This is a genomic window from Pantoea sp. LS15, assembly GCF_012241585.1.
GTDB lineage: Bacteria > Pseudomonadota > Gammaproteobacteria > Enterobacterales > Enterobacteriaceae > Enterobacter.
Genome location: NZ_JAAVXA010000001.1, coordinates 643,594 through 668,605, shown reverse-complemented (window position 1 = coordinate 668,605; position 25,012 = coordinate 643,594). Strand labels below are relative to the sequence as shown.

General features: G+C 51.6%; 26 protein-coding genes and 1 pseudogene. 11 read left to right on the top strand and 16 right to left on the bottom strand.

Annotated elements, in window-relative coordinates; translation table 11 throughout:
- Positions 1 to 38 precede the first annotated feature (38 nt).
- Positions 39 to 518 (bottom strand): efflux pump transcriptional repressor OqxR, encoded by a 480-nt coding sequence (gene oqxR, locus HED65_RS03110; RefSeq protein WP_114977389.1) that lies wholly within the window; start codon positions 516 to 518, stop codon positions 39 to 41.
- Positions 519 to 817: 299 nt separating this feature from the next.
- Here oqxR and HED65_RS03105 point away from each other — a divergent pair, with 299 nt between their 5' ends.
- Positions 818 to 1,273, top strand: coding sequence for a GNAT family N-acetyltransferase (locus tag HED65_RS03105; protein ID WP_189338738.1), 456 nt, complete (start codon positions 818 to 820; stop codon positions 1,271 to 1,273).
- Positions 1,274 to 1,287: 14 nt separating this feature from the next.
- Positions 1,288 to 1,947 carry a dihydrofolate reductase family protein gene (locus HED65_RS03100; RefSeq protein ID WP_223256799.1) on the top strand — a complete coding sequence of 220 codons (660 nt, stop codon included), beginning with the start codon at positions 1,288 to 1,290 and terminating at the stop codon, positions 1,945 to 1,947.
- A 52-nt stretch (positions 1,948 to 1,999) separates the two neighbouring features.
- Here HED65_RS03100 and HED65_RS22610 read toward each other — a convergent pair.
- Positions 2,000 to 2,104: pseudogene (locus HED65_RS22610) on the bottom strand (hypothetical protein); the annotation flags it as partial.
- 277 nt (positions 2,105 to 2,381) lie between these two features.
- On the opposite strand from HED65_RS22610, the gene HED65_RS03095 reads away from it, so the two are divergent.
- Entirely contained in the window at positions 2,382 to 3,365 is a 984-nt protein-coding gene (locus HED65_RS03095) for an NAD-dependent epimerase/dehydratase family protein (protein ID WP_114977387.1), read from the top strand.
- A gap of 108 nt (positions 3,366 to 3,473) precedes the next feature.
- Here the strand turns inward: HED65_RS03095 and HED65_RS03090 are convergent, their stop codons facing one another.
- The 5 genes from HED65_RS03090 to HED65_RS03070 all read right to left on the bottom strand — a co-directional run bounded on the left by HED65_RS03090 (position 3,474) and on the right by HED65_RS03070 (position 7,788).
- Positions 3,474 to 4,493, bottom strand: coding sequence for an NADP-dependent oxidoreductase (locus tag HED65_RS03090; RefSeq protein WP_114977386.1), 1,020 nt, complete (start codon positions 4,491 to 4,493; stop codon positions 3,474 to 3,476).
- Positions 4,490 to 4,885 (bottom strand): hypothetical protein, encoded by a 396-nt coding sequence (locus HED65_RS03085; RefSeq protein WP_114977385.1) that lies wholly within the window; start codon positions 4,883 to 4,885, stop codon positions 4,490 to 4,492. Before HED65_RS03085 ends, HED65_RS03090 begins: the two co-directional genes overlap by 4 nt.
- Before the next feature lie 2 nt (positions 4,886 to 4,887).
- A complete protein-coding gene (locus tag HED65_RS03080; RefSeq protein WP_070550123.1) occupies positions 4,888 to 5,706 on the bottom strand; it encodes an oxidoreductase in 819 nt (272 codons plus the stop codon).
- Positions 5,707 to 5,838: 132 nt separating this feature from the next.
- Complete coding sequence (locus HED65_RS03075; protein ID WP_065801639.1) at positions 5,839 to 6,621, bottom strand: SDR family NAD(P)-dependent oxidoreductase; 783 nt, start codon at positions 6,619 to 6,621, stop codon at positions 5,839 to 5,841.
- 75 nt (positions 6,622 to 6,696) lie between these two features.
- Positions 6,697 to 7,788, bottom strand: a complete 1,092-nt coding sequence (locus HED65_RS03070) for an alkene reductase (RefSeq protein WP_065801640.1) — start codon at positions 7,786 to 7,788, stop codon at positions 6,697 to 6,699.
- 129 nt (positions 7,789 to 7,917) lie between these two features.
- Between HED65_RS03070 and HED65_RS03065 the strand changes: the two genes are divergently transcribed.
- A complete protein-coding gene (locus HED65_RS03065; protein ID WP_065801688.1) occupies positions 7,918 to 8,466 on the top strand; it encodes a TetR/AcrR family transcriptional regulator in 549 nt (182 codons plus the stop codon).
- 106 nt (positions 8,467 to 8,572) lie between these two features.
- Here the strand turns inward: HED65_RS03065 and HED65_RS03060 are convergent, their stop codons facing one another.
- From HED65_RS03060 to HED65_RS03045, 4 genes are all read right to left on the bottom strand, one after another.
- Complete coding sequence (locus HED65_RS03060) at positions 8,573 to 9,361, bottom strand: phosphotransferase family protein (protein WP_114977384.1); 789 nt, start codon at positions 9,359 to 9,361, stop codon at positions 8,573 to 8,575.
- Positions 9,362 to 9,469: 108 nt separating this feature from the next.
- Positions 9,470 to 10,084 carry a Tat proofreading chaperone DmsD gene (gene dmsD, locus HED65_RS03055; RefSeq protein ID WP_114977383.1) on the bottom strand — a complete coding sequence of 205 codons (615 nt, stop codon included), beginning with the start codon at positions 10,082 to 10,084 and terminating at the stop codon, positions 9,470 to 9,472.
- Between the two features lie 94 nt (positions 10,085 to 10,178).
- Positions 10,179 to 12,617 (bottom strand): selenate/tellurate reductase subunit YnfE, encoded by a 2,439-nt coding sequence (gene ynfE / locus HED65_RS03050; RefSeq protein WP_114977382.1) that lies wholly within the window; start codon positions 12,615 to 12,617, stop codon positions 10,179 to 10,181.
- A gap of 131 nt (positions 12,618 to 12,748) precedes the next feature.
- Positions 12,749 to 13,015, bottom strand: coding sequence for a DUF1161 domain-containing protein (locus tag HED65_RS03045; RefSeq protein ID WP_028017576.1), 267 nt, complete (start codon positions 13,013 to 13,015; stop codon positions 12,749 to 12,751).
- A gap of 104 nt (positions 13,016 to 13,119) precedes the next feature.
- Between HED65_RS03045 and HED65_RS03040 the strand changes: the two genes are divergently transcribed.
- The gene (locus HED65_RS03040; protein ID WP_189338737.1) at positions 13,120 to 13,830 is read left to right on the top strand and encodes a YnfC family lipoprotein; all 711 of its coding nucleotides are present in this window, start codon (positions 13,120 to 13,122) and stop codon (positions 13,828 to 13,830) included.
- Positions 13,831 to 13,847: 17 nt separating this feature from the next.
- On the opposite strand, the gene speG is transcribed toward HED65_RS03040, so the two are convergent.
- On the bottom strand, positions 13,848 to 14,408 hold the full coding sequence (gene speG / locus HED65_RS03035; protein WP_047348678.1) for a spermidine N1-acetyltransferase: 561 nt from the start codon (positions 14,406 to 14,408) through the stop codon (positions 13,848 to 13,850).
- The gene (locus HED65_RS03030) at positions 14,408 to 14,746 is read right to left on the bottom strand and encodes a DUF1283 family protein (RefSeq protein ID WP_028017573.1); all 339 of its coding nucleotides are present in this window, start codon (positions 14,744 to 14,746) and stop codon (positions 14,408 to 14,410) included. The genes speG and HED65_RS03030 overlap by 1 nt, the downstream gene beginning before the upstream one ends.
- A gap of 152 nt (positions 14,747 to 14,898) precedes the next feature.
- On the opposite strand from HED65_RS03030, the gene HED65_RS03025 reads away from it, so the two are divergent.
- From HED65_RS03025 to HED65_RS03005, 5 genes are all read left to right on the top strand, one after another.
- Positions 14,899 to 15,225 (top strand): YnfA family protein, encoded by a 327-nt coding sequence (locus HED65_RS03025; protein ID WP_114977380.1) that lies wholly within the window; start codon positions 14,899 to 14,901, stop codon positions 15,223 to 15,225.
- A gap of 111 nt (positions 15,226 to 15,336) precedes the next feature.
- On the top strand, positions 15,337 to 16,551 hold the full coding sequence (gene manD / locus HED65_RS03020; protein WP_114977379.1) for a D-mannonate dehydratase ManD: 1,215 nt from the start codon (positions 15,337 to 15,339) through the stop codon (positions 16,549 to 16,551).
- Between the two features lie 14 nt (positions 16,552 to 16,565).
- Positions 16,566 to 17,585: a Zn-dependent oxidoreductase gene (locus tag HED65_RS03015; protein WP_114977378.1), complete on the top strand. Its 1,020-nt coding sequence runs from the start codon at positions 16,566 to 16,568 to the stop codon at positions 17,583 to 17,585.
- Positions 17,586 to 17,658: 73 nt separating this feature from the next.
- Positions 17,659 to 19,026 carry an MFS transporter gene (locus tag HED65_RS03010; RefSeq protein WP_114977377.1) on the top strand — a complete coding sequence of 456 codons (1,368 nt, stop codon included), beginning with the start codon at positions 17,659 to 17,661 and terminating at the stop codon, positions 19,024 to 19,026.
- Positions 19,027 to 19,248: 222 nt separating this feature from the next.
- Positions 19,249 to 20,709, top strand: coding sequence for a mannitol dehydrogenase family protein (locus HED65_RS03005; protein ID WP_114977376.1), 1,461 nt, complete (start codon positions 19,249 to 19,251; stop codon positions 20,707 to 20,709).
- Positions 20,710 to 20,755: 46 nt separating this feature from the next.
- Here HED65_RS03005 and ydfZ read toward each other — a convergent pair whose 3' ends face one another.
- The 3 genes from ydfZ to ydfG all read right to left on the bottom strand — a co-directional run bounded on the left by ydfZ (position 20,756) and on the right by ydfG (position 22,789).
- The gene (gene ydfZ / locus HED65_RS03000; RefSeq protein WP_014831738.1) at positions 20,756 to 20,959 is read right to left on the bottom strand and encodes a putative selenium delivery protein YdfZ; all 204 of its coding nucleotides are present in this window, start codon (positions 20,957 to 20,959) and stop codon (positions 20,756 to 20,758) included.
- Positions 20,960 to 21,264: 305 nt separating this feature from the next.
- Positions 21,265 to 21,951: a GntR family transcriptional regulator gene (locus HED65_RS02995; RefSeq protein WP_114977375.1), complete on the bottom strand. Its 687-nt coding sequence runs from the start codon at positions 21,949 to 21,951 to the stop codon at positions 21,265 to 21,267.
- Positions 21,952 to 22,042: 91 nt separating this feature from the next.
- Positions 22,043 to 22,789 carry a bifunctional NADP-dependent 3-hydroxy acid dehydrogenase/3-hydroxypropionate dehydrogenase YdfG gene (gene ydfG / locus HED65_RS02990; protein ID WP_023292548.1) on the bottom strand — a complete coding sequence of 249 codons (747 nt, stop codon included), beginning with the start codon at positions 22,787 to 22,789 and terminating at the stop codon, positions 22,043 to 22,045.
- 142 nt (positions 22,790 to 22,931) lie between these two features.
- Here ydfG and dcp point away from each other — a divergent pair, with 142 nt between their 5' ends.
- Positions 22,932 to 24,965: a peptidyl-dipeptidase Dcp gene (gene dcp / locus HED65_RS02985; RefSeq protein WP_114977374.1), complete on the top strand. Its 2,034-nt coding sequence runs from the start codon at positions 22,932 to 22,934 to the stop codon at positions 24,963 to 24,965.
- Positions 24,966 to 25,012 lie beyond the last annotated feature (47 nt).

Below are 25,012 nucleotides of genomic sequence, written 5' to 3'. Positions count from 1 at the left end.
TATAGTGAAGGCGGTTTTTTTTCGCAACAGGAAAAGCGTTAAGACGTTTTTTGGTACTGGGCAATAATATCAGGGAGCGGATCCCATCTGCTGCCATCGGCATTTTTCACCGCGTCCAGGGCGCTTGCCACGGTATGGCGGGCTAATACCTCTAACGAAGCCTGCTCCGCTTCTTCGGAAATCGACTTGAAATACCAGCACGCGTTAGCACTGACTACGCAGCGAGCGGGTACATCAGGGCGCGACGCCCACAGCTTTTTATCTTCGATGACAGAAAGATAGATATCGCGAAGGGTGATCTTTTCTGGCGGACGACCAAGATGAATAGAGCCGTTGCGACCAAGCGTTGAGACGATAATGCCATCACGCTTGAGCGGAACCATCAATTTGCGGATAAAGCTCGGATTCGCTTCCAGGCCGAAGGCCAGGATCGCACTCGTCGAACGTTCACCCAATTGCTCCGCCATCGCTACGCTGAGAACCATCTGCAAAGCTGTCGGGAAGCGGTAATCTAACATTTCTCAATCCTGGGTTGCGGTGAATCTTGTTCTTTTTTGCACTGCAGAGGTGAATAAGCAATAAATAACAATATAACAAATACGGTAATTTTTTTGAAGCAATCTGCGGCATTCGTGATCGAGCATCATATTTTTTTCACCGAACGCGCGATGCGGGAAGTCTATCGTCACAAAAAGCCGTTGAGCATCATCTTTCAATGAGTCGTCTTTGTGCTCTGGCGCTAATGATTCAATTGTGATGATTTCTTTCAGACAATGATATGGTTAAGTCTCCCTCCATCAGTTGAACAGGTGTGAACGTGAGCATTTCGGTGAAACATGAATGGCATATGAATGATTTTCTGATTAGCACAGACAATGAAAAGCTGAACCTACAGGCTGTGCATCAGTATTTGACGAGATCCACATGGGCCAAAGGTATTGATCTGGAAACCGTTACTGCTTCAGCAGCAAATAGCCTTAACTTTGGCATTTATCACAATGAATCTCAGATAGGATTTGCACGTCTGATAACGGATTATGCGACTTTCGCGTACCTTTGTGATGTATATGTACTTGAAGAATATCAGGGTTACGGGTTGGGAAGATGGCTTATGGAGTGTATTCATAGTCACCCGATATTTGAAAAGCTTCGCAGGATCTTGTTATTTACAACCACTGCGCCCTGGCTTTATGAAAAGTTTGGCTATGAACCAGTGAATCAGAAAAACTACGCCTGGGCCATTACCCGACCTGATATCTATACCTACAGATAAAAGCCAGGATAGTGTTGGAGAAAACTGGTGCGATTGAAGGCGGGAACCAAACCCTGAGCGTCTCGCAACACTTAATCAGAGAGAAAATCATGAGAAAAATCGTTTCGTTTGTTCATGTGTCGCTGGATGGTTTTGTCGCATCTAACGCTGAGGGGCAGGCGAGTCTGGACTGGATTAGCATAAGCCCCGATTTGTTTGAATATGTGGAGAAGCGGATCCAGCAGACCGACACCGCCTTATATGGGCGCACCACCTACCAGATGATGGAGTCGTACTGGCCCACTGCTGCCGATAAGCCTGACGCCAGCCCGCATGACCTTGCGCATTCGCGTTGGTATAAATCTGCCCACAAAGTGGTGTTGTCGAAAACCCTGTTGGAAAAAGATCACCCTGATACGCAAATTATCAGTAGCAACTTAAGCGACGAAATCAGCAAGCTCAAGCAAAACGCGGGCAGCGAAATCTTATTGTTTGGTAGCCCCTCTGCGACTCACGCGCTAATGGCGGAAAACCTCATCGATGAGTATTGGCTATTTGTTAATCCGATTCTATTGGGGCAAGGCATACCGTTGTTCAAAAATATACAAGACAGAACCTCACTCATGCTGGTGAAGAGTCATATTTTCCCGTCGGGGGTAGTGTGCCTGCAATACGAGGTGAAACGAAATCGATAAAGTAAGTTCCGCAAACACCTACTAAGTAGGTGTTTTGTCGGAATATTATGACTTACACTTTGCCAGGCAGAATATTCAGCATGCGACGCAATGGTTCTGCTGCTCCCCACAATAGCTGATCGCCTACCGTCAGGACTGAGTAGATAGGTTCATTATTAAAATCTTTCATCTGGCATTAGCGATATTCTCATCTCTTCCACAACGAAAAAAACATCACCAAGTTGCCGTCGGAAGGATGTAATAGTACATATCTCGCAGCCATAATGGCTTTTTTACGTTCGCTTCGGGTAGATATATTCCGCTAATCCCTTTGACAGAACATCGAAAACTAATTTGCAGCACCGACTATTACGCAGGTCTTCGTGCATGACGAGCCATTTTAGCTCTGCCTGTGCTTATGCTGTCAATCTGAAATCAGCAAAGAGGCAAATACGATGGAAACCAGAGGGAAGGTCTTAATACTTGGCGCTACAGGCGGTATTGGTGGTGAAACTGCTCGCCAGCTCATTCGGGATAAATGGGAGGTACGTGCATTAAAACGGGGAACCCATGGAAGCGAACCTAATGGTGAAATCCAGTGGATTGCGGGCGATGCTCTCGACAGAGAACACGTCGCCTCTGCGGCGAAAGACTGCTCTGTGATCGTTCACGCCGTCAACCCACCCGGCTACCGAAACTGGCATCATCTTGTGTTGCCTATGCTGCGCAACACAATCAATGCAGCAGAACGAAATGGATCCTTGATAGTGCTTCCAGGTACCGTTTACAACTATGGCCCTGATGCCTTCCCGCTGTTACGAGAAGATGCTCAGCAGAGACCAGTCACAAGGAAAGGCGCGATCAGGGTACAAATGGAGAAAGAACTTGAGGCCTATTCACAGCGTGGCGGACGGGTTCTGGTCGTCCGCGCGGGGGATTTTTTCGGTCCACACGCTGGTAATAGCTGGTTTTCTCAAGGTTTGATCAAACCCGGCACGTTGCCAAAGGTAATTTCTAATCCAGGTACGCCTGAAACGGGTCATCAGTGGGCCTATTTACCTGATATCGCAAAAACTATTGCTGCATTGCTGGCGCGACGTGAAGAACTTGAGCCATTTGCGCGATTCCATATGCAAGGACATTGGGATCCCGACGGCAGCCAAATGGTCAGGGCTATACAACGTATCACCGCACACTATGGCGGTGTGGCCAAAATACACTCATTTCCGTGGTGGTTTATGTACCTGGCAGCACCTTTCAACGCAACCTTGCGCGAACTTCTGGAAATGCGGTATCTGTGGCGTCAATCAGTCCGCCTGGACAATACCAAACTCGCGACTTTTTTAGGTGCCGAGCCGCATACTCCTCTTGATGAGGCTGTTCGTATGACATTACAGGGACTGGGTTGCCTCACAGCACGAAGCGGACGATCTAACTGAGCCAAAGGTCTGCTTTGAGCGAAAAGCGGACATTCAGCAGCTCTTCCCTGAGGCTATAGACTCTTGTCATTTACTCTAAAAGTAGGCTGATAAAAATCACCGTTTTTTTCAATCTTGTATCTTAACGACAACTTTACCCTTCGCATGTCCTCCAGCAAGATAGGCAAGAGCATCCTTGATTGCGGCAAACGGGAAAACTTTGTCGATTACCGGGACGATATGTTCCGCTTCTATGAGCTTACTTATCTGTGTAAGTTGAGCGCCATCTGGCCTTACAAAGAGAAATGAATAGCTTAGGCTCCTCTTCTTTGCAAGACGTATGATTTTGCGGCTCATCAGGCCAAATAGAAAACGAAGAAAGAGGTTTAATTGTCGATCCCGAGCAAAAGCAGCATCTAACGGCCCGATGAGAGAAATAATCTTCCCGCCTGGCTTAAGAATTCGAGTGGACTTTTCTATCGTATCTCCTCTCACAGTGCCCAAAACAATATCATAGCCACTCAGCACATTTTCAAACTCCTGCTTTTTGTAATCAACCACTTCATCTGCACCAAGACGACTCACCCATTCGACATTGACTGAACTTGTTGTCGTTCCCACTTTTGCGCCAAGGTGCTTCGCCAACTGGATGGCAAAACTCCCAATTCCTCCTGAACCAGCCGGGATGAAAACCTTCTGTCCAGACTGCAAACAGGCTCTTTCTGTGAGCGCCTGCCAGGCGGTGAGGCTTACCATTGGGAGTGAAGCTGCCTGCACAAAATCGATATTTGCAGGTTTAATGGCCGCGAGACTTTCAGGAACAACGGCAAATTCGGCAAGAGAGCCTGTACCTCTATCGAAAATACTCGCGAAGATTTCGTCGCCTGGCTTGAAACGCGTCACCCGGCTTCCTGTTGCAATCACAATCCCGGAGAGGTCGCTACCCAGTGTTGCGGGCAGCTTAAAATGCAAAACCGGTTTGAAAATTCCGGTGGGGATCATGTTGTCAATGGGATTGAGGCCTACAGCGTAAACCTTAACCAGAATTTCGTCAGGACCGATGGAAGGATAATCTATGTTATCAAGTCCCAACTCAGGAGATTTACCATAGCGTTTAAACGTAAACGCTTTCATTGTCTTCGTATTCATTTGTTGTTTATCCTGTCGATTTTCCGGATGCCAATATTGCTGAGTAAAAAAGCGGTTCCCAGTAGCAGCTCGATAAATACTGCAAAAAGAATTTGCCCGTTAACATGTCCTTTGTACCATTCGAACAGGCCAGACACGGCTAACATGAAAGATATCGTGCTAATGCCGGTGGCCAGAGCATATCGGGTTGGAGAAGGCTCAGCATTCCTCGCTAAAACACACATTGCTCCTGTTCCAGCGAAGAATGCAGCAGAACGTCGGCCGAGCACATCGGTACCTGGTGTGCTTTCAATCCCCCACAAGGCGAGGAGCTGTTCCGGGAAAATCATCCATACCGTAGCGAGGATGAAAAACAACACTGATGCCAGGATAGCCAGTCGCGAAAATTTCATTTTTATTCTCTCGCATCAAGCTGAAGACTATTTCTCACTACCTTATCCAGGATTTTTGAGGGCGCGAATTTGAGAAGAAAATTCAGTTTAGCCGCCAGCGTTCCCGCGGTATAACGCACTTTTGGTCGTAAATCCTCAGCAGCTTTAACCACTACGTCCGCCACAACTTCCGGACTTTCCGCTTCGGCCATTGCTTTGCTCACCACTTTCGTCAGCTTAGCCCGGATAAGGTCATACTCTTCAAGCCTGGCATCCGGTTCGATATTATTGGCTTCAAACTCGGTCTTTATGTAAGCAGGTTCAATGACAGAAACCCGGATACCCTGCGTGCGCAGCTCGTGATCAAGTGCTCCTGTGTATCCTTCGACTGCATGCTTACTGGCAGCATAAAGAGCCACATACGGCAACGGAACGATACCGAGTATCGAACCAATGTTAATGATACGCCCGCTGCCCCGACGGCGCATATGAGGGACAACAGCACGTGTTAACCTAACGATGCCCAGAAAATTGGTGTCGAAAATAAGCCTGGCCTGATCGAGAGAGCTTTCCTCTGCAGCTGCCGGAGCGACCCCGAAACCCGCATTATTTACAAGAAGATCGATCCGCCCCTCCAGGCGCAGCAACTCATCAATGGCTGCCTCAACAGAGGCGTCGTCCGTCACATCCAGCGTCAATAACGGAAAAGGATGTGTTCCCGCCAGCGCGCCACGCCGACTTGTGCCGTATACCGTAAAACCCGCAGCTAAAAGTTTAGTCGCTGACGCTTTGCCGATACCTGACGAAGCGCCTGTAACCAGCGCTACACGTTTTGTTGTCATACTGAACGAGACCTTTATGATTTGTTTGAGGTTTCTCATAGGGAATGAGAAAACCTGCTATCAGGGCGTTATGTTTTATTTGCCCGTCTGCAAAACACCTAAAAGATTGTTCTGCAGAGGGCAACTCTTTACTTAACGTGTTTTATATCGCTCTGCGGCTTCATCTTGTTTGATGTCTGAAAGCAGAGCCTGACGGGAAGCATCGAGGGTCTCCCAGTGTGCAGCATTCTGTAAAGGCGGGATGGTGACGAGTTCGCGACGATCAAAACCCACCAGGGCTGCATCGACTAACTCACCTACTTCCATCATTTTGGCAAAGTTACTGATGTCGATACCCGCACGATCCCAAATTTCCGTGTACGTCCCGGCAGGCAGTACCGCCTGGATATAAATACCCTTAGATGACAGCTCCAGACTCATTCCCTGAGACAGGAAAAGCACAAAGGCTTTGGTTGCACCGTAAACCGTCATTGCAAATTCCGGAGCGAGCCCAACGATGGAACTGATATTGACGATAGAACCTTCACCCGCTTTTACAAAGCGTGGTGCTACTGCATTTGCCAGTCTCGTCAGTGCCGTGACATTAAGCGCGATTAGGCGTTCTATCGATTCAGGCGTCTGCTCTGTAAAACTCCCGTACTGCGCGATACCTGCGTTATTGATAAGAATACCGATCTGCTCGTCTTCACGCAGACGCGCTTCGATAGTCGCTAAATCGACCGCTTGCGTGAGGTCGGCTGGAAGAACATCGACAGAAATGCCATTTTCCCGTCGCAGACGATCGGCCAGTATCTCTAACTTTGCTGTGTCGCGGGCGACCAGTACCAGGTCATGTCCCCGACGGGCAAATCGTTCAGCGTAAACAGCACCAATACCTGTGGATGCACCCGTAATGAGAACTGAAGCGTTAGTCATAAGTTGCTCTTCTTTATTAATGTGTAAACTGATTCCGCAATGTGCGATTCAGGTCGAACCGTGATATTCACAGATCTACTTGCTGGTTCCGGTAAGCGACGGATAATCGGTGTACCCTTGTGCACCACCGCCATAAAGCGTTTCAGGATTAAGTGAGGCCAGCGGCGCACCCGTCTTCAGTCTTTCAACCAAATCCGGGTTGGAGATGAACGGACGACCGAAGGCAAACAGATCGGCTTTGCCTTGCTCAAGCTGAGTGGTCGCCAGCGCCAGGTCATAGCCATTGTTACCGATCCAGGTGTTGTTAAAGCGTCGACGTAGTGAGTCGTAGTCGAACGGTGATACATCGCGCGGGCCGCCCGTAGCGCCTTCAACCACGTGGAGATACACGATGCCTAATGCATTGAGTTGCTCAGCGAGGTAGTCATATTGAGGTTGCGGATCACTGCAAGAAATTGCATTAGCAGGAGATACCGGCGAAATGCGCACGCCGGTGCGTTCAGCGCCAATCTCATCTTTTACGGCAGCAGTGACTTCTAACAGCAGGCGAGCACGATTCTCGACAGAGCCGCCGTATTCATCTGTACGCTGATTAGCACCATCTTTAAGGAACTGTTCCAGCAGATAACCATTCGCACCATGGATTTCGACTCCGTCAAACCCGGCGGCAATGGCATTTGCAGCTGCCTTTCTGAAATCATCGATGATCCCCTTTATTTCCTCCACTTCCAGCGCACGTGGTTCAGAAACATCAGCAAAACCGTTGTTCACAAAGGTCTTCGTCTCAGCGCGGATAGCGGACGGTGCGACTGGTGCAGCGCCACCAGGCTGTAAATCGACATGCGAAATTCGCCCTACGTGCCAGAGCTGTACAAATATACGCCCACCTTTGGCATGGACTGCGTCAGTCACTTTGCGCCAACCCTCTATTTGAGCTTGCGTATAGATCCCCGGTGTATCCTGATATCCCTGCGCTTGTGGCGAAATCTGCGTGGCTTCGGTAATCAATAATCCTGCTGAAGCTCGCTGGGCGTAGTAAGTCGCTGCCAGTTCGCCCGGTACCAGCCCGGCACCAGCCCGGTTACGCGTCAGGGGGGCCATCACGATGTGGTTGGCAAGTGTTATGGGGCCAAGATCATAAGGTTGAAATAATGCCTGGTTCGTCATGTTTATCCGCCTGCAAATGATTGGTTGAGGTACTGATTTAATGATGATGATCATAATCTAAAAAGTCAACCGGTTTGATTATGATCATCATCAATGTATAATCAGGCTCTATTTGAAGAGGGTAGAAACGTGAAAGTGTCAAAAGAGCAGGTTCGCGAGAACAGGATGCGAGTTGTTGAAACGGCCTCAGAACTTTTTCGTGAGCGTGGTTACGATGGTATCGGGATATCGGAACTGATGTCTGAGGCAGGGTTAACTCACGGTGGCTTTTACAAGCATTTTGGTTCCAAGGCAGATTTACTGTCTGAGGCCATGAGCTGCGGCTTTATGCGATCCGCAGAAAAAACGGAGGGTGTTAATCGGGAAAAATTTATTGAATATTATCTCTCCCGACAACATCGTGATGACATGGGAAAAGGCTGCGTGATGTCGGCTCTGGGTACTGATGCAGCCCGTCAATCTGAATCAATCAAAGAGACGTTTGCGGCCGGAATTGAGCGGCAACTGGAAGTTTTAGGAACCGAAAATGGCACGCGCGCTGACTTAATAAATACCATCGCGCATCTTGTTGGCGCCCTGGTGTTGTCTCGTGCCTGTCCAGATAATTCCGCTCTTGCTAACGAAATTCTGGATGTTTGTCGCGCGCGTCTTATCAGTCATGACTCTTGTAAGGGATGAATTTTCTGGTAAAAGAATTTTGCTGTGCGGTGCATTTAAATAAGTTGCGAATGTCCGCTTCTGGCACAGAGCAGACATCTTTGTCTGTACCCAGGCCATTGTTCATTCATAGCACTTTGACGACATCATCCAACCAGTCTGGAAGATGTTCTCTATACCAGTTGAGATACAAGGGAAATGCTGCTTTTTGCCGTTCATTGAGCAGCACAATGACTTCGGTGACAATCCATGCTTTGGCAATGGCAATTTCTCTCGCTAACGTATTAGCATCGTAATGGAAAGAGAACTGGCAATAGCGTTTAGAAATATCAATAAACGCTCGCTTCGTTCCCAGGCCTTTTATCAGAGGCGCAAGGTCGATAGCGGCACTTCCTTTTCCAAATCTTTCCCAGTCGAAAAGAACTAAATCACCGTTTTCTCTTCTTCCCCAATTGCCGGCATTGCTATCACCTGATACCAGGTTTTGATTACCAAACAAAACATCACTACATTTCTGAAAAAGCCGTAGATGCTTTGCAGTTTTATCAGGTAATGCCAGGAGCATGAGGGCTTTTTCGAGCGCGCGTTCTGACCATAAATGAGTGTGGTAGCGCCAGTCAGAATTCGCAGGGAAACAGTGCAAGCGTCCCAGCATAATGAGGGCGTCATCATCTGCGACATCGTTCTGTTCAACCTTGTGAGGAATATATTCCATTCTTAACATACGCATGGAAGCATCAGCAGAAAAGAGCTTTGGGGTCGCAATTCCTGCCTGATTAAGCTCCGTTGCAACGTCTTGATAGAAACGGTACTCCACCTCGCCAACTGGATATTTCTCAATAACGGTATGACCGCAGTCACTTACATTGAGTGCCACGTGCGCAGTGCCCATTTTTGATAAATCCGTGGCAGACATACACTATCTCTTAAGAATGAGTGGGTTGCACTGGTTTTGAGTCTACTGCAGTTTGGGCGTATTACGCGAACTGCAGCCAACCCTTCAACCATAAGCAAGCCATAGCCCTTAGCGGTAGAGCGTTTTTTCCGCGACTGGAATAATCAATCTTGATTGCCAGTCCGCAAGCGTCAACTGTGCGAGCTTGCCCAGCGCGATATAAAACGGATGCCCGGCGTTGTCGACAAACACCGACAGGAAGCGGGTACTCCACGGCAACAGATGCCATGCCAGAAGCTGATCGCACTGCGCCTCACGGCCATTCTCGGCCAGCCACACCGCCAGTAGCAGCACGGTACCGAAATGATCTTCCGGTTCGTTCTGCTGCATCTCAAAAGCGATATTGTTTTCCCGCATCCACTGGCGCAGTGCGAGGGTTGAGTCGCCAAACAGGACGGATTCACGATCCAGCCAGACGGAACCCCACGGCGGAGCGGGCAGGGCGTAAGGGCCAATAAATAATCGTTGCCAGGCATCCGTCAGTGACTCATCGGCAGACGCGGTGAAGCTTTTAGCAACAGGTTGCAGAGTGTCCGGTGGCAGGGGCCAGTCCTGAACCCATTCAGCAGCGCAAAGGGCTTGTACCAACGGTGCAGCCTGCTCGCTGTCAGGAGAAAAATAAAACAGCGCGCCCAGTACCCGGGCGCTAAACGCTAACGATTCACGATGCGATATGTCTTTCATTAAACCTTCCTTGCTCGCACGGGTGTTTACCCGCGCGACTGTGTTAACCGGTAATACAAAACATAGAATAAACCACGGTCACTCACTTTACTGACTACACCTTCTCGATCTGCACCAGATTGGTATGCTGAGGATTGCCTTTTGCCAGTGGTGACGGGCGGTGAGTTGTCAGTGTGTTGATACATGAGCCGTGGTCGATACGGTCGCCGTTCATATTGGCGTCGTGCCAGGCTCCCTGGCCCATGGCACTTACGCCGGGCATGATGCGTGGTGTGACTTTCGCTTCAATTCTCACCTCACCGCGATCGTTAAAGACGCGCACTGTATCGCCATTTTTAATGCCACGTTTTTCAGCATCAACAGGATTAATCCAGACCTCCTGACGGCAAGCCGCTTTCAGCACGTCGACGTTGCCATAGCTCGAATGGGTACGGGCTTTGAAATGGAAACCGAACAGCTGCAGCGGGAACTGGGTGCGTTCGGGAGCATCCCAGCCGTCAAACGTCGAAGCGTAAACCGGAAGAGGGCTGATGGTTTCATCTTTGGCCAGCTCCCAGGTTGCCGCAATCTCCGCAAGTTTACTGGAGTAGATCTCAATCTTACCCGAAGGGGTTTTCAGCGGGTTAGCCTCCGGGTTATCGCGGAATTTTTTATAAGCCACAAAGTGCCCGTTGGGATCTTTGCGCTTATAAATACCCATTTGTTTCAGTTCGTCATACGACGGCAGTTGCGGATCTTTTTCGAGCATTTTGGCATACAGATACTGCAGCCACTGTTCCTGGGTACGGCCTTCGGTGAATTTCTGGTGAATATCAGGCCCAAGACGTTTCGCCACTTCGCTCATGATCCAGTAGATAGGCTTGCGTTCAAACTTCGGTGCGGTCACGGGCTGAAGGAAAATCAGGTAACCCATGTTCCCGGCGTAATCATTGGGAATGATGTCTTCCTGCTCGACGGTCATGAGATCCGGCAGCAGGATATCGGCGTATTTCGCCGACGACGTCATAAAGTTGTCGATCACCACGATGGTTTCGCACCTGGTTTCGTCCTGCAGGATGTCGTGGGTTTTGTTGATATCCGAGTGCTGGTTGATGATAGTGTTGCCCGCATAGTTCCAGATAAATTTGATGGGCACATCAAGTTTATCTTTACCGCGAACGCCGTCGCGCAGGGCGGTCATTTCCGGCCCACGGGCGATGGCATCCGTCCAGCTAAAGCAGGAGATTTGCGTTTTTACCGGGTTATCCGGCAACGGCATACGTTCGATGGTGATGGTATACGTCGACTCACGCGCGCCGCTGTTACCGCCGTTGATCCCCACGTTTCCGGTTAAAATCGGTAACATGGCGATGGCGCGGGCTGTCAGCTCGCCGTTAGCCTGACGTTGTGGCCCCCAGCCCTGACAGATACAGGCAGGTTTTGCGGAGCCAATTTCGCGTGCAAGCTTAATGATGCGGTCTGCCGGTATGCCCGTAATGCGCGAAGCCCACTCCGGGGTCTTGGCTGTTTGGTCGTCGCCCTGGCCGAGAATATACGCTTTGTAGTGACCGTTAGCGGGAGCACCTTCCGGGAGCGTTTTTTCGTCGTAGCCAACGCAGTATTTGTCCAGGAAAGGTTGGTCGACCAGGTTTTCGTCGATCAAGACCCAGGCGATACCTGCCACCAGTGCGGCATCGGTGCCTGGACGGATCGGGATCCATTCATCTTCACGTCCTGCTGCGGTGTCGGTGTAGCGCGGGTCGATGACGATCATGCGCGCATTGGAACGCTCGCGAGCCTGCTCGAGGTAATACGTAATTCCGCCGCCGCTCATGCGGGTTTCAGCCGGGTTATTGCCGAACATCACCACCAGTTTGGTGTTTTCGATGTCAGACGTGCTGTTGCCATCATTGCTGCCGTAGGTGTAGGGCATCGCGCAAGCGATTTGCGCGGTACTGTAGGTGCCGTAATGACTCAGAAAACCGCCGTAACAGTTCATCAGGCGCGCGACCAGCGAAGCGTAAGGGGAGGAGCGGGTGATATTGCCGCCGACAATGCCGGAGGAGTAGTTAATGTAAACCGCCTCGTTACCGTATTTTTCCACCACCCCCTTCAGGTTGCGGGCGATCGTATCCAGCGCTTCATCCCACGAAATACGCTCGAATTTGCCTTCACCGCGTTTGCCCACGCGTTTCATCGGGTAGTTCAGACGGTCAGGGTGATTGATGCGACGCCGAATAGAACGCCCGCGCAGACAGGCGCGAACCTGGTGATTACCGTAAATATCCTCACCGGTGTTATCGGTTTCGACCCAGTACACTTCGTCGTCACGGACGTGCAGACGCAATGCGCAGCGGCTACCGCAGTTGACCGAGCAGGCGCCCCAGACCACTTTATCTTCCACGGAGCCTATGGCGTTTTGCACCGCAGCGGCGGCACTTTTCACGCCAAAGGGCAACGATAACCCACCGGCGGCGAGCGCCAGAGAACCTAAGGCAGTAGATTTCACGAGTGTTCGACGGCTAATTCCGCCGTGATGTTCAGTATCGGACATGGCTCACCCCATCATTATAATTGCGTATTATTCTTCCCATGATTACAACCGGGCTAATGATGGGGTGAGTGTTACTTATTTGGGGGTGTTAAATATTAATCCTCATCAAATCAAAGGGGATTGAAGGTAAATTACTGAGCTTCCGCAGCCCCGTTGCCTGTACGGGTGTACAAAATTTTAAAGGTGTCGTTGGCACAATGACCCACCACCTGTGTGCCCGGCTGGTCGGCCTGGTCGTTCGGCACAATGCTCAGGGTAAAACCTGATTCAGGCACACCGTTGTTGATGATTTTCTGCTGAATGTCGCTTTTCACGCGCTCGCAGGAATCAGGCGCTGCCAGGGCAGCCGTTGAAGCACTCATTAACAGCAGGGCGGTAATCCAGGGTAACCGTTTCATCTGTAGCTCCTTTTCTCTGTGTGTAGATTAATTCTAGCAGGCTTCGTGTAAACAACTGTATTTGCTAATATGATTGGGAATAATCTCTCTGTACGGTAATGAATGTGAATAAATACGCAGCGATAACGCTACTGGCAGCGACACTGGTGGGGTGTGATAACAACACCGCGCCCCTGTCGTTTACCCCCGAGATGGCGAGCTTTTCGAATGAGTTTGATTTTGACCCTCTGCGCGGTCCGGTCAAAGACTTTACCCAGACGCTGTTCAACGAAAAAGGGGAAGTGTCTAAACGGGTCACCGGTACCGTGTCGACAGAAGGGTGCTTCGATACCCTGGAGCTGCACGATCTCGAGGCTAACACCGGCGTGGCGCTGGTGCTGGATGCCAACTACTACCTTGATGCGGAAACTCAGCAGCGCAAAGTGAAACTGCAGGGGAAATGCCAGCTGGCGGAATTACCGTCAGCCGGGGTGACGTGGGATACCGACGATAACGGTTTTGTGGTGGCGGCGCACGGCAAAGAGATGGAGGTGAAGTACCGCTACGACACGGACGGTTACCCGCTGGGTAAAACCACCGTCTCCGGGGATCAGCATTTATCCGTACAGTCGACACCGTCTAAGGATGTTCGCAAAAGAATGGATTACTCGGCAGTGAGCATGCTGAATGACAAGCCCCTGGGCAACGTGAAGCAGAGCTGCGACTACGATCGACACAATAATCCGGTGAGCTGCGATCTAACCATCACGGACGACAGCGTCAAACCCGCCGTTGAGCGCAAATACACGATCAAAAACACGATTGAGTACTATTGAGCATAAAGCCGCGCAGGTTACTGCGCGGTAGGTTTCAGCAGGCTGGCGCCTGACGGTTTATGTCCGGCCAGGTGCTGGTGCTGGAAGATGCACATGCGAATGGTATTGCGGTATTCACCGTTGATGAAGAATTCATGAATCAACTCACCTTCCACCATAAAGCCCAGCTTACGGTAGATGTGAATCGCTTTTTCATTCTCTTTATCGACAATCAGGTAAAGCTTGTAGAGATTCAGAACGTTGAATCCGTAATCCATCGCCAGCTTTGCCGCACGGGAAGCAAGACCTTTTCCCTGATGTTCAGGTGAAATAATAATCTGAAACTCTGCCCGACGGTGAACGTGGTTGATTTCAACCAGCTCCACAAGCCCGGCTTTTTCACCCTCACACTCCACCACAAAACGACGTTCGCTCTGATCGTGTATGTGCTTATCGTAAAGATCGGACAGCTCGACAAAAGCCTCGTAAGGCTCTTCGAACCAGTAGCGCATTACGCTGGCGTTGTTATCGAGCTGGTGGACAAAGCGCAAATCTTCACGCTCCAGCGGACGGAGTTTTATATCACAGGGCGCTGACATTAAGGCGCTACCGTGCGGCCAGTACGGCGATCCAGGCAGCGCAGGGTATTTGGCTCCCAGTAAGCATTAACGTTTGCACTTTGCTGGCATTTGTCACGCGCGTCAAAAGCGACATCTTCTTTGTCCCACTCTTTTTCCGCACGTTTGTTAACCTTCTGACGAAGGTTGCGGGTGTCATTCCATTGTTCTTTGTCCATGGCGGCGTTCTGGCGGCTCTGCGCGCTATCACCAGACTCAATAACGAGTTTACTGGTTTCCGCTGTTGCAGAGGCGGCAAAGGCGAACGATGACAGCGCCAGCAGGGCTGTCAGACAAAGGCGTTTGCTTAATGTAGTCATCGCGTTTCCTTTTAAGTGAGTGCAGATAATCACGTTATCCCGTTCAGATTCTACACCAAAGTAAAATTACGTCATACCCGTAGCCAGGGTATGGAAAAGTAAAGGACATCATCAGGTATGATGTCTAAATAAATCCTCAAACGACGTTAAATATGATCAAAACCACACTCCTTTTTTTCGCCACCGCGCTCTGTGAAATCATCGGTTGCTTCTTGCCCTGGCTCTGGCTGAAGAAGGGCGGGACGGTGTTGTTGCTCATCCCGGCGGGCGTGGCGCTGGTACTTTTTGTCTGGCTGTTAACGTTACACCCGGCTGCCAGTGGTCGTGTCTATGCGGCTTACGGTGGGGTCTATGTCTGTACCGCCCTGCTGTGGCTGCGCGTGGTGGATGGCGTAAAACTCAGCGCATACGACTGGGCCGGCGCGCTGATTGCCCTGTGCGGTATGCTGATTATTGTTGCGGGATGGGGGCGCGCCTGAGCGCCCGGTTTTTGTGATCGCTCGCTGACTTCATGATCATTATACTTGTATGGTAGTAGTGTAGTTGAGTAAATTTCCCGCATCACAACGAACGATGTAAGGAAAGGAACTATGAAGATTGTCGAGGCTGACGTGTTTGTTACCTGCCCGGGGCGGAACTTTGTCACCCTTAAAATTACTACCGACGAGGGGATTATCGGTCTTGGCGACGCCACGCTGAACGGGCGCGAACTTTCCGTTGCGTCTTATCTGAAGGATCACCTCTGCCCGCAGTTGATTGGTCGTGATGCCCACCGCATCGAAGATATCTGGCAGTTTTTCTATAAAGGTGCTTACTGGCGTCGTGGCCCGGTTACCATGTCGGCCATCTCTGCCGTGGATATGGCATTGTGGGACATCAAAGCCAAAGCCGCCAACATGCCGCTCTACCAGTTGCTGGGTGGAGCTTCCCGGGAAGGGGTGATGGTTTATTGCCACACTACCGGGCATACCCTTGACGATGTGCTGGAAGATTATGCCCGCCACAAAGAGATGGGCTTTAAAGCGATCCGCGTTCAGTGCGGCGTGCCGGGCATGAAAACCACCTACGGCATGTCAAAAGGGAAAGGGCTGGCGTACGAGCCTGCCACGAAAGGGAACTGGCCGGAAGAGCAGCTTTGGTCCACCGAAAAATACCTCGATTTCACCCCAAAACTGTTTGACGCGGTACGCAGTAAATTTGGTTTCAATGAACATCTTCTGCACGACATGCACCATCGTCTGACGCCCATCGAAGCGGCGCGTTTCGGCAAAAGCATTGAAGAATTCCGTATGTTCTGGATGGAAGATCCTACACCTGCGGAAAATCAGGCGTGCTTCCGCCTGATCCGCCAGCACACCGTTACGCCAATTGCGGTGGGTGAAGTGTTTAACAGCATCTGGGACTGCAAACAGCTCATTGAAGAGCAGCTTATCGACTATATCCGTACCACCATTACCCATGCAGGGGGGATCACCGGGATGCGCCGCATAGCGGATTTTGCCTCGCTCTACCAGGTGCGTACCGGTTCACACGGCCCGTCGGATCTCTCGCCCGTATGCCATGCGGCCGCACTGCATTTCGACCTGTGGGTACCGAACTTTGGCGTGCAGGAATACATGGGCTATTCCGAACAGATGCTGGAGGTCTTCCCGCACAGCTGGCGCTTTGATAATGGTTATATGCACCCGGGCGATAAGCCGGGCCTGGGCATTGAATTTGATGAAAAGCTGGCAGCGAAGTATCCGTACGATCCTGCCTATCTGCCGGTGGCCCGTCTTGAAGACGGCACGCTGTGGAACTGGTAAGTGAGGAGTGAACGATGAAAAGTATAGTGATCCAGCAGCCGAACCAACTGGTGATTGAAGAGCGTCCACGCCCGGAACCTGCTGCCGGAGAAGTGCGTGTCAGCATTAAACTGGCCGGGATTTGTGGCTCAGACAGCCATATTTACCGGGGCCATAACCCGTTTGCGAAGTATCCGCGTGTGATTGGCCATGAGTTTTTTGGCGTCATTGATGCTGTGGGCGAGGGCGTCGACAGTTCGCGTCTGGGCCAGCGCGTCTCGGTTGATCCGGTGATCAGTTGCGGACATTGTTATCCGTGCTCGGTGGGAAAACCGAACGTCTGCACCTCGCTGGTGGTGCTGGGCGTTCACCGTGACGGCGGCTTCAGCGACTATGCGGCAGTACCTGCTAAAAATGCCTGGCCCATCCCGGATGCGATCCCGGATAAACATGCTGTCATGGTTGAACCCTTTACCATTGCCGCCAACGTGACGGGGCAGGCAAAGCCGACGGAACACGATGTAGCCCTGATCTACGGCGCAGGTCCAATGGGACTGGTCACTGTTCAGGCTCTGAAGGGGGTCTATCAGGTCAAACAGGTTATTGTCGTCGACCGTATTGAGGAGCGGCTGGCAATGGCCCAGCGCAGTGGTGCGGATTGGGTATTTAACAACAGCGAACAGTCCTTACAGGCTGCGCTGGAGGAAAAAGGTATCAAACCGACGTTAATCATTGATGCCGCCTGTCATCCGTCGATTTTGCAGGAGGCCATTACGCTGGCCTCTCCTGCGGCGCGCATCGTGCTGATGGGCTTCTCAAGCGAACCAAGCCTGATTGCTCAGCAGGGCATTACCGGTAAAGAGCTGACGATTTTCTCTTCACGCCTGAACGCCAACAAATTCCCGGTCGTCATCGACTGGCTGGAAAAGGGGCTTATCGACCCTGAAAAATTGATTACGCACACCTTTGACTATCACCACGTAACAGACGCCATCGAACTGTTTGAAAAAGATCAGCGGCAGTGCTGCAAGGTCTTGCTGACATTCGACAAATAATAATTCACGCGGTTAAGAGCCTGCGCAGACAGGCTCTATGTGGTACGCATCTTACCTTTCAGAGATAGCCATTATGACGCAAATACAACCTCAAAGAACGACCTCCGATCTGGTGAAAGCCGCCGTCTCCGGCTGGCTGGGCACCGCTCTCGAGTTCATGGATTTTCAGCTTTACTCGCTGGGGGCTGCCCTGGTATTTCATGAGATCTTCTTCCCGGAACAGTCTGCTGCGATGGCGCTGATCCTGGCGATGGGGACCTACGGTGCAGGTTATATTGCGCGCATCGTCGGTGCCTTTATCTTTGGCAGAATGGGGGACAGCATTGGCCGTAAAAAGGTGTTGTTCATCACCATCACGATGATGGGGATCTGTACCACCCTCATCGGTGTCCTGCCGACCTATGCGCAAATCGGGATTTTTGCACCTGTTCTGTTAGTGACACTGCGCATTATTCAGGGGCTGGGGGCCGGGGCAGAGATTTCCGGAGCCGGGACCATGCTGGCGGAATATGCCCCGAAAGGGAAACGCGGCATTATCTCCTCGCTGGTGGCGATGGGGACCAACTGCGGGACGCTGAGCGCAACGGCTATCTGGGCAGTGATGTTCTTTGCCCTCGATCGTGAACAGCTGCTCGCATGGGGCTGGCGCGTACCGTTCCTTGCCAGTGTGGTGGTGATGATCTTCGCCATCTGGCTGCGGATGAACCTCAAAGAGAGCCCGGTATTTGAAAAAGTCAGCGATACAGAGACCGTGGTTCCTGATACATCTTTAGGTGCCATGTTTAAGAGCAAATCCTTCTGGCTGGCGACAGGTTTGCGTTTTGGTCAGGCGGGTAACTCAGGTCTGATTCAGACGTTCCTTGCGGGTTATCTGGTCCAGACATTGCTGTTTAATAAAGCGATTCCCACCGATGCGCTGATGATCAGTTCAATTCTCGGGTTTATCACCATCCCACTGTTGGGTTGGCTGTCAGATAAAGTGGGACGTCGTCTGCCGTACATTATCCTGAATATCTCCGCCATTATTCTGGCGTACCCGATGCTGTCGATCATCGTTGATAAGAGTTATGCACCGGGCGTGATTATGCTCTCGATCATCGTTATCCATAATTTTGCTGTTCTGGGGCTGTTTGCACTGGAAAACATCACTATGGCGGAAATGTTTGGCTCACGTAATCGCTTTACCCGTATGGCTATTTCAAAAGAGGCAGGGGGACTGGTGGCGGTAGGGTTTGGTCCGGTGCTGGCCGGGATCTTCTGCAATATGACCAGTTCCTGGTGGCCGATTGTCGCCATGCTGGTGGCTTATTCCGTGATTGGGCTGGTTTCTGCTTTCCTGATGCCGGAAGTGCGTGATCGCGACCTGAGCGCGGCGCAAGATGCAGCGGAAGTTGCGCCAGAAGAGTCCGTAAGCTACGGAGCCGTCTCCTCACGGCGCTGATGGTTTATAACTTGAGTAATTTGTCACACAACTTTCAGCGTGTGTCACACCACATGAACAAAAGTTAATATAAATCAAAATTTCAAACTGAAGTATCAGTATGGTTAATGGCAGTTATTTTTTTACCCCAACTGCCATTCTAGTTGGTGTAGTCAGCAGGCACTGCCGCTCTGGTCAATGAGCGGCAGTGGTTCACAGCGTTCTACTTAACGAGTCTTAATCATGGAAAACCGGTTATTACAGGCGAAAGCCACGCTTCCTCAGTACACTCGCGACGACCTGAAGGCACGCATTGTTCATCTTGGCTTCGGTGCATTTCACCGTGCACATCAGGCGGTTTATGTCGACATTCTCGCAGCGGAACACGGCAGCAACTGGGGTTATTGTGAAGTAAACCTGATTGGCGGCGAGCAGCAGATTGCCGACCTCAACGCGCAGGATAACCTCTATACCGTGGCGGAGATGTCTGCCGATGCATGGACATCTCGCGTGGTCGGAGTGGTCAAAAAAGCACTCCATGCCCAGGTTGACGGGCTGGAGACCGTGCTGGCCGCGATGTGTGAACCGCAGGTGGCAATTGTCTCGCTGACGATCACCGAGAAAGGGTATTGTCACTCACCCGCGACCGGGCAACTGATGTTCGATCATCCGTTAATTGCCGCTGACCTGCAAAACCCTCATCATCCGACATCTGCACCCGGGGTAGTAGTTGAAGCGCTGGCACGCCGTAAAGCTGCGGGTTTGCCTGCTTTCAGCGTGATGTCCTGCGACAACATGCCGGAGAACGGCCACGTGATGCGTAATGTCACCTGTGCTTATGCTCGCGCTGTCGATGGGGAACTGGCGGACTGGATTGAATCCAGCGTCACCTTCCCGTCAACGATGGTGGATCGTATCGTGCCTGCAGTAACGGCAGAAACACTGAATAAAATCGAACAACTGACTGGCGTACGCGACCCGGCGGCCGTGGCCTGCGAACCGTTCCGCCAGTGGGTAATTGAAGATAACTTTGTAGCCGGACGTCCTGAATGGGAAAAAGCCGGGGCTGAGCTCGTGTCAGACGTGATTCCGTTTGAAGAGATGAAGCTGCGGATGCTCAATGGCAGTCATTCATTCCTTGCGTATCTTGGCTATCTGGCAGGTTACCAGCATATCAACGACTGCATGGAAGATGAGAATTACCGCCTCGCCGCGCATAAGCTGATGCTCAACGAGCAGGCACCAACCTTAAAAGTGAAAGGCGTCGATTTAGGTCATTATGCCGATCTGCTGATTGCTCGCTACAGTAACCCGGCCTTGCGTCATCGAACCTGGCAAATTGCGATGGACGGTAGCCAGAAGCTCCCGCAGCGTATGCTGGATTCTGTACGCTGGCACCTGGTGCATCAAAAGCCCTTCCCGCTACTGGCATTGGGTGTGGCTGGCTGGATGCGCTATGTCGGCGGTGTGGATGAGCAGGGTAATGCCATTGAGGTGAGCGATCCGCAACTGGCCGTGATTCAGGCGGCAGTGAAGGGAAGTGCTGAGGGGGAAAGCCGTGTGAAAGCCCTGATTGGCATCGAGGCTATTTTTGGCAGAGAGCTACCTGAAGAGGCTGGCTTTGTGGATGCGGTGATGAGCGCGTATCAGACGTTGCTACAGAAGGGGGCAAAAGCCACAGTGGCGCAGTACGCAGCACAATGATAATTCATCTCATGCCGCCGTTCGCGGCGGCATGTACGGGTACAATTTAGTGCATACCCAAGCGAATCAGTTCAATCGGTTCGAACTTACCTTCGCATCCTTCCACTTCCACCGTTTTGCTACGACGCACTTGCGCGGCATCAAGACCGTCGCTATGGATCGCTTTAATGACGCCAGTATGGCCAGTGCCGTTAATCATGACGCGGCTGCCAGTAGTGATTGCATTACGGTTACGGTCGTATGTCATCATGGTATATTCTCCTCTCTAACTTATCCTTTACGGCGCTAATTCAGCGTTCACCGTTTACGGGACACTATAAATACGCCTGTCAGCTTTTCTTGTTTTTGTTTTTGATCAAACTCACACTTTTTTCTCAATATTGTCGGCACTAATGGAACACGGCGATAATTTACCGTGTGAACCGTTTGTTTATTGATAGTTTTGGCGGGGAAATATTGATGTCTGGTGATATGAGGGAAATGGAAATAAGCGAAAAGACTGCACGTTATGCAGCCAACTTTGTGAAGCTCATCTGCCGGGTTTAAATGCAGAATTTACTCTTCGCTAAACCACTCGCTATTTTCCTGGCGAATAAGCTGCACAGATTCACTAATTTCCTGCAAATGCAGTGTCATCGCTTTTTCCACACCGTCTGCATCGCGCTTTTCAAGCGCATTAAAAATATCATGGTGCTGTCGGAGTAACATTTCCGGCGGGGAAACGTGATCAAGACTCATATAGCGCACGCGGTCGATGGTGGCCTTAATGTTTTCGATGGTGTCCCAGGCGAGTTGGCAATCGGCAATTTGCGCCAGTTTCTGGTGGAATTCGTCATCCAGCAGGAAGAAATCGTTGAGCTGTTTGCGGTCAATCGCAATGCGCTGCTGATGCAGGTTTTGCTCCAGCAGGTAGCACAGGTTGTCGTTGATAAGCGTTGCAGCGCGGCGCACTACTGCACATTCAATGGCCTGACGAACGAAACAGCCGTTGCGCACCTGAGAGAGTGAAATTTTATTCACGTAACTGCCACGCTGCGGACGGATCTGAATCAGCCCGTTTTCTGCGAGCTTAATAAACGCTTCGCGCACTGGCTGACGGGAAACATCAAAACGCACGGACACCTCTTTTTCAGAAAGCGGTGTACCCGGTGGGATCAGGCAATGGACAATATCACGTCGCAAAATGCGATAGATTTGCTGGTTTACAGGCTGGGTGGGATTGAGTTGCGATTCAGCGGCCATGAGTTGTCATTTCTCAGAGAGTTAGCCTGGACATACTACCATTCTTTTATAACCCGATACAGACCCGGCCCGCAGGCCGGGAAGGGCTCAGTTAGCCACGATGGACACTAAGTCCGGCAAAACTCTGGCTGACTGGCATCATTTCTACGGTATTGATGTTGACGTGCTTCGGCAGTGTCGCTACCCACCAGACCGTTTCGGTGACATCTTCCGGCGTCAGCGCGTTAGCGTTTTCGTAGGTTTTGTCCGCTTTCGCGTCATCACCTTTGAAACGCACGTTGGAGAATTCAGTTCCACCCACCAGACCTGGCTCGATATCGGTGACGCGAATGGCCGTGCCGTGCAGATCGGTACGCAGGTTCAGGCTGAACTGGCGTACAAACGCTTTGGTCGCGCCATAGACGTTGCCGCCCGCATATGGCCAGCTTCCGGCGGTGGAACCGATATTGATGATGTGGCCGCGATTGCGTTCCACCATTCCCGGCAACACCGCGCGGGTCATATAGACCAGCCCTTTGTTGTTGGTGTCGATCATGTTTTCCCAGTCTTCAACACTGGCTTTATGGGCAGGCTCCATGCCCAGCGCCAGACCGGCATTGTTGACCAGCACATCAATGGCGCGCCATTCGGCAGGCAGGTTAGCAATCATCTCTTCAATGGCTGCGCGGTTACGCACATCCAGTTGCGCGGTCAGGATGCTGTCACCCAGTTCGTCTTTCAGTTCCTGCAGGCGCTCCTGACGACGACCCGTTGCAATCACCTTGTGCCCGTTGGCGACGAAGCGACGCGTGATGCTTTCACCAAAACCCGCTGTCGCCCCGGTAACTAAAATAATCATCTCACTGTTCCTCAACGCTTTTTGTGTTGTACTAACATAGCACGGCCGCAGAGGGTGCGTTAAGGCAACATTTGTATGACAGCATTGCAGGGGATGGCGGCCTGGCCTAATCTGGGAGAAGACCCGTACTCAGGAGCAAAAGATGACGGCCACGAATCCCTTTTTTGAAATTAGCCTTTTACCTTACCAGGCCCCCCGTTTTGATGAAATCAACGATAGCCACTATCGCCCGGCTTTCGATGAAGCGCTTCGCCAGAAGCGGGCGGATATTGACGCCATTGTCTCCCAGACCACTGCGCCAGACTTCACCAACACCGTACTGGCGCTGGAGAAAAGCGGCGCCATGCTGACACGCGTCAACAGTGTTTTCTTCGCCATGACCTCCGCGCACACTAATGCGTACCTGCAGGAACTGGAAGAGCAGTTCTCCACCGAACTTGCCGCGCTGGCGAACGATATCTGGCTAAACGACACGCTTTTCGCCCGTGTGGAAAGCGTCTGGCAGGACCGTGCCGCGCTGGACGCTGAATCCCGTCGGTTGGTTGAGGAGACATATCAGCGGTTTATCCTGGCCGGCGCACGTCTGAATGAGACAGAAAAAACCGAGCTGAAGGCACTGAATACCGAGGCGGCTACCTTGACCAGCCAGTTTAATCAGCGTCTGCTGGCTGCTGATAAAGCGGGCGGGCTGGTGGTGGATTATGCGCACCAGCTTGATGGTCTTAGCGCTGACGAGATCGCAGATGCCGCACAGGCTGCCTCCGAGAGAGATCTCAACGACCGCTGGTTGATCCCGCTCCTGAACACCACCCAGCAACCCGCGCTTTCGGTGCTACGCAATCGTCAGACGCGCGAAAATCTGTTTAACGCAGGCTGGACACGTACCCAGAAAGGGGATGAGAACGATACGCGTGCGCTGATCCTTCGTCTTACCGCGTTGCGTGCGCGACAAGCTCGCTTGCTGGGCTTTGAGGATTACGCCAGCTGGAGCATTGCCGACCAGATGGCGAAAACGCCTGACGCCGCGCTGGCCTTTATGCGTGGTATTGTGCCTGCCGCACGTACCCGCGCGGAACGCGAGCAGGCCGATATTCAGAAAGTCATTGACGACGAGCAGGGTGGTTTCACCGTACAGCCCTGGGACTGGGCCTTTTATGCGGAGCGCGTACGTCAGGCAAAATATGCTCTAGATGAGTCGCAAATCAGGCCGTATTTTGCGCTCAATAACGTCCTGCACGATGGCGTATTCTGGACGGCCAGCCAGCTGTTTGGCATCCGTTTTGTAGAGCGCTTCGATATCCCGGTTTATCACCCGGACGTTCGCGTGTGGGAAATTTTCGACCACACGGGTGTTGGTATGGCGCTGTTCTACGGTGATTTCTTTGCCCGTGACTCCAAGCATGGCGGGGCGTGGATGGACAGTTTCGTCATGCAATCCTATGAATTTGCCACCCGTCCGGTTATCTACAATGTCTGTAACTATCAGAAACCGGGTAATGGACGCCCGGCGCTACTCTCCTGGGATGACGTGATTACTCTGTTCCACGAGTTCGGTCATACGCTACACGGGCTGTTTGCCAGCCAGCGCTACGCCACACTCGCGGGTACCAATACCCCACGTGATTTCGTTGAGTTTCCGTCGCAAATAAACGAACACTGGGCCAGCCATCCTCAGGTATTTGCCCATTACGCCCGTCATTTTGAAACCGGTGAACCGATGCCGGAGGCGCTACGGAGGAGCATGCTGAGTGCGACTCAGTTTAACAAAGGCTATGACATGACGGAGACGCTCAGTGCCGCGCTGCTGGACATGAACTGGCACAGTATTCGTGAGCCTGCTGAGAGCGTTGAAGCGTTTGAATCCGCCGCGTTGAAAAAAGAGGGGCTGGATCTGCCCGCCGTACCGCCGCGTTATCGCAGCAGCTACTTTGCGCATATCTTTGGCGGCGGCTACGCGGCAGGCTATTACGCTTACCTGTGGACGCAAATGCTGGCGGACGATGGCTATCAGTGGTTTGTCGAGCAGGGCGGTTTAACCCGTGAAAACGGGCAAAAATTCCGTGATGCGATTTTGTCGCGTGGGAATAGTACGGATTTAGCTGAACTTTATCGTAACTGGCGTGGGCACGATCCAAAGATTGAGCCGATGCTGAAGAACCGTGGATTGAGCGCTTAAGGTCTTTTGTAGTGCAAGAACAGAACCGGGCCGATGCCCGGTTTCTT

Bases quoted from the DNA above. Each gene is read 5' to 3' on its own strand.
- oqxR (WP_114977389.1), bottom strand. From the start codon at position 518: ATGTTAGATTACCGCTTCCCGACAGCTTTGCAGATGGTTCTCAGCGTA.
- HED65_RS03095 (WP_114977387.1), top strand. From the start codon at position 2,382: ATGGAAACCAGAGGGAAGGTCTTAATACTTGGCGCTACAGGCGGTATT.
- HED65_RS03090 (WP_114977386.1), bottom strand. From the start codon at position 4,493: ATGAATACGAAGACAATGAAAGCGTTTACGTTTAAACGCTATGGTAAA.
- HED65_RS03085 (WP_114977385.1), bottom strand. From the start codon at position 4,885: ATGAAATTTTCGCGACTGGCTATCCTGGCATCAGTGTTGTTTTTCATC.
- HED65_RS03080 (WP_070550123.1), bottom strand. From the start codon at position 5,706: ATGACAACAAAACGTGTAGCGCTGGTTACAGGCGCTTCGTCAGGTATC.
- HED65_RS03075 (WP_065801639.1), bottom strand. From the start codon at position 6,621: ATGACTAACGCTTCAGTTCTCATTACGGGTGCATCCACAGGTATTGGT.
- HED65_RS03070 (WP_065801640.1), bottom strand. From the start codon at position 7,788: ATGACGAACCAGGCATTATTTCAACCTTATGATCTTGGCCCCATAACA.
- HED65_RS03060 (WP_114977384.1), bottom strand. From the start codon at position 9,361: ATGTCTGCCACGGATTTATCAAAAATGGGCACTGCGCACGTGGCACTC.
- dmsD (WP_114977383.1), bottom strand. From the start codon at position 10,084: ATGAAAGACATATCGCATCGTGAATCGTTAGCGTTTAGCGCCCGGGTA.
- ynfE (WP_114977382.1), bottom strand. From the start codon at position 12,617: ATGTCCGATACTGAACATCACGGCGGAATTAGCCGTCGAACACTCGTG.
- HED65_RS03045 (WP_028017576.1), bottom strand. From the start codon at position 13,015: ATGAAACGGTTACCCTGGATTACCGCCCTGCTGTTAATGAGTGCTTCA.
- speG (WP_047348678.1), bottom strand. From the start codon at position 14,408: ATGTCAGCGCCCTGTGATATAAAACTCCGTCCGCTGGAGCGTGAAGAT.
- HED65_RS03030 (WP_028017573.1), bottom strand. From the start codon at position 14,746: ATGACTACATTAAGCAAACGCCTTTGTCTGACAGCCCTGCTGGCGCTG.
- HED65_RS03025 (WP_114977380.1), top strand. From the start codon at position 14,899: ATGATCAAAACCACACTCCTTTTTTTCGCCACCGCGCTCTGTGAAATC.
- manD (WP_114977379.1), top strand. From the start codon at position 15,337: ATGAAGATTGTCGAGGCTGACGTGTTTGTTACCTGCCCGGGGCGGAAC.
- HED65_RS03015 (WP_114977378.1), top strand. From the start codon at position 16,566: ATGAAAAGTATAGTGATCCAGCAGCCGAACCAACTGGTGATTGAAGAG.
- HED65_RS03010 (WP_114977377.1), top strand. From the start codon at position 17,659: ATGACGCAAATACAACCTCAAAGAACGACCTCCGATCTGGTGAAAGCC.
- HED65_RS03005 (WP_114977376.1), top strand. From the start codon at position 19,249: ATGGAAAACCGGTTATTACAGGCGAAAGCCACGCTTCCTCAGTACACT.
- ydfZ (WP_014831738.1), bottom strand. From the start codon at position 20,959: ATGATGACATACGACCGTAACCGTAATGCAATCACTACTGGCAGCCGC.
- HED65_RS02995 (WP_114977375.1), bottom strand. From the start codon at position 21,951: ATGGCCGCTGAATCGCAACTCAATCCCACCCAGCCTGTAAACCAGCAA.
- ydfG (WP_023292548.1), bottom strand. From the start codon at position 22,789: ATGATTATTTTAGTTACCGGGGCGACAGCGGGTTTTGGTGAAAGCATC.
- dcp (WP_114977374.1), top strand. From the start codon at position 22,932: ATGACGGCCACGAATCCCTTTTTTGAAATTAGCCTTTTACCTTACCAG.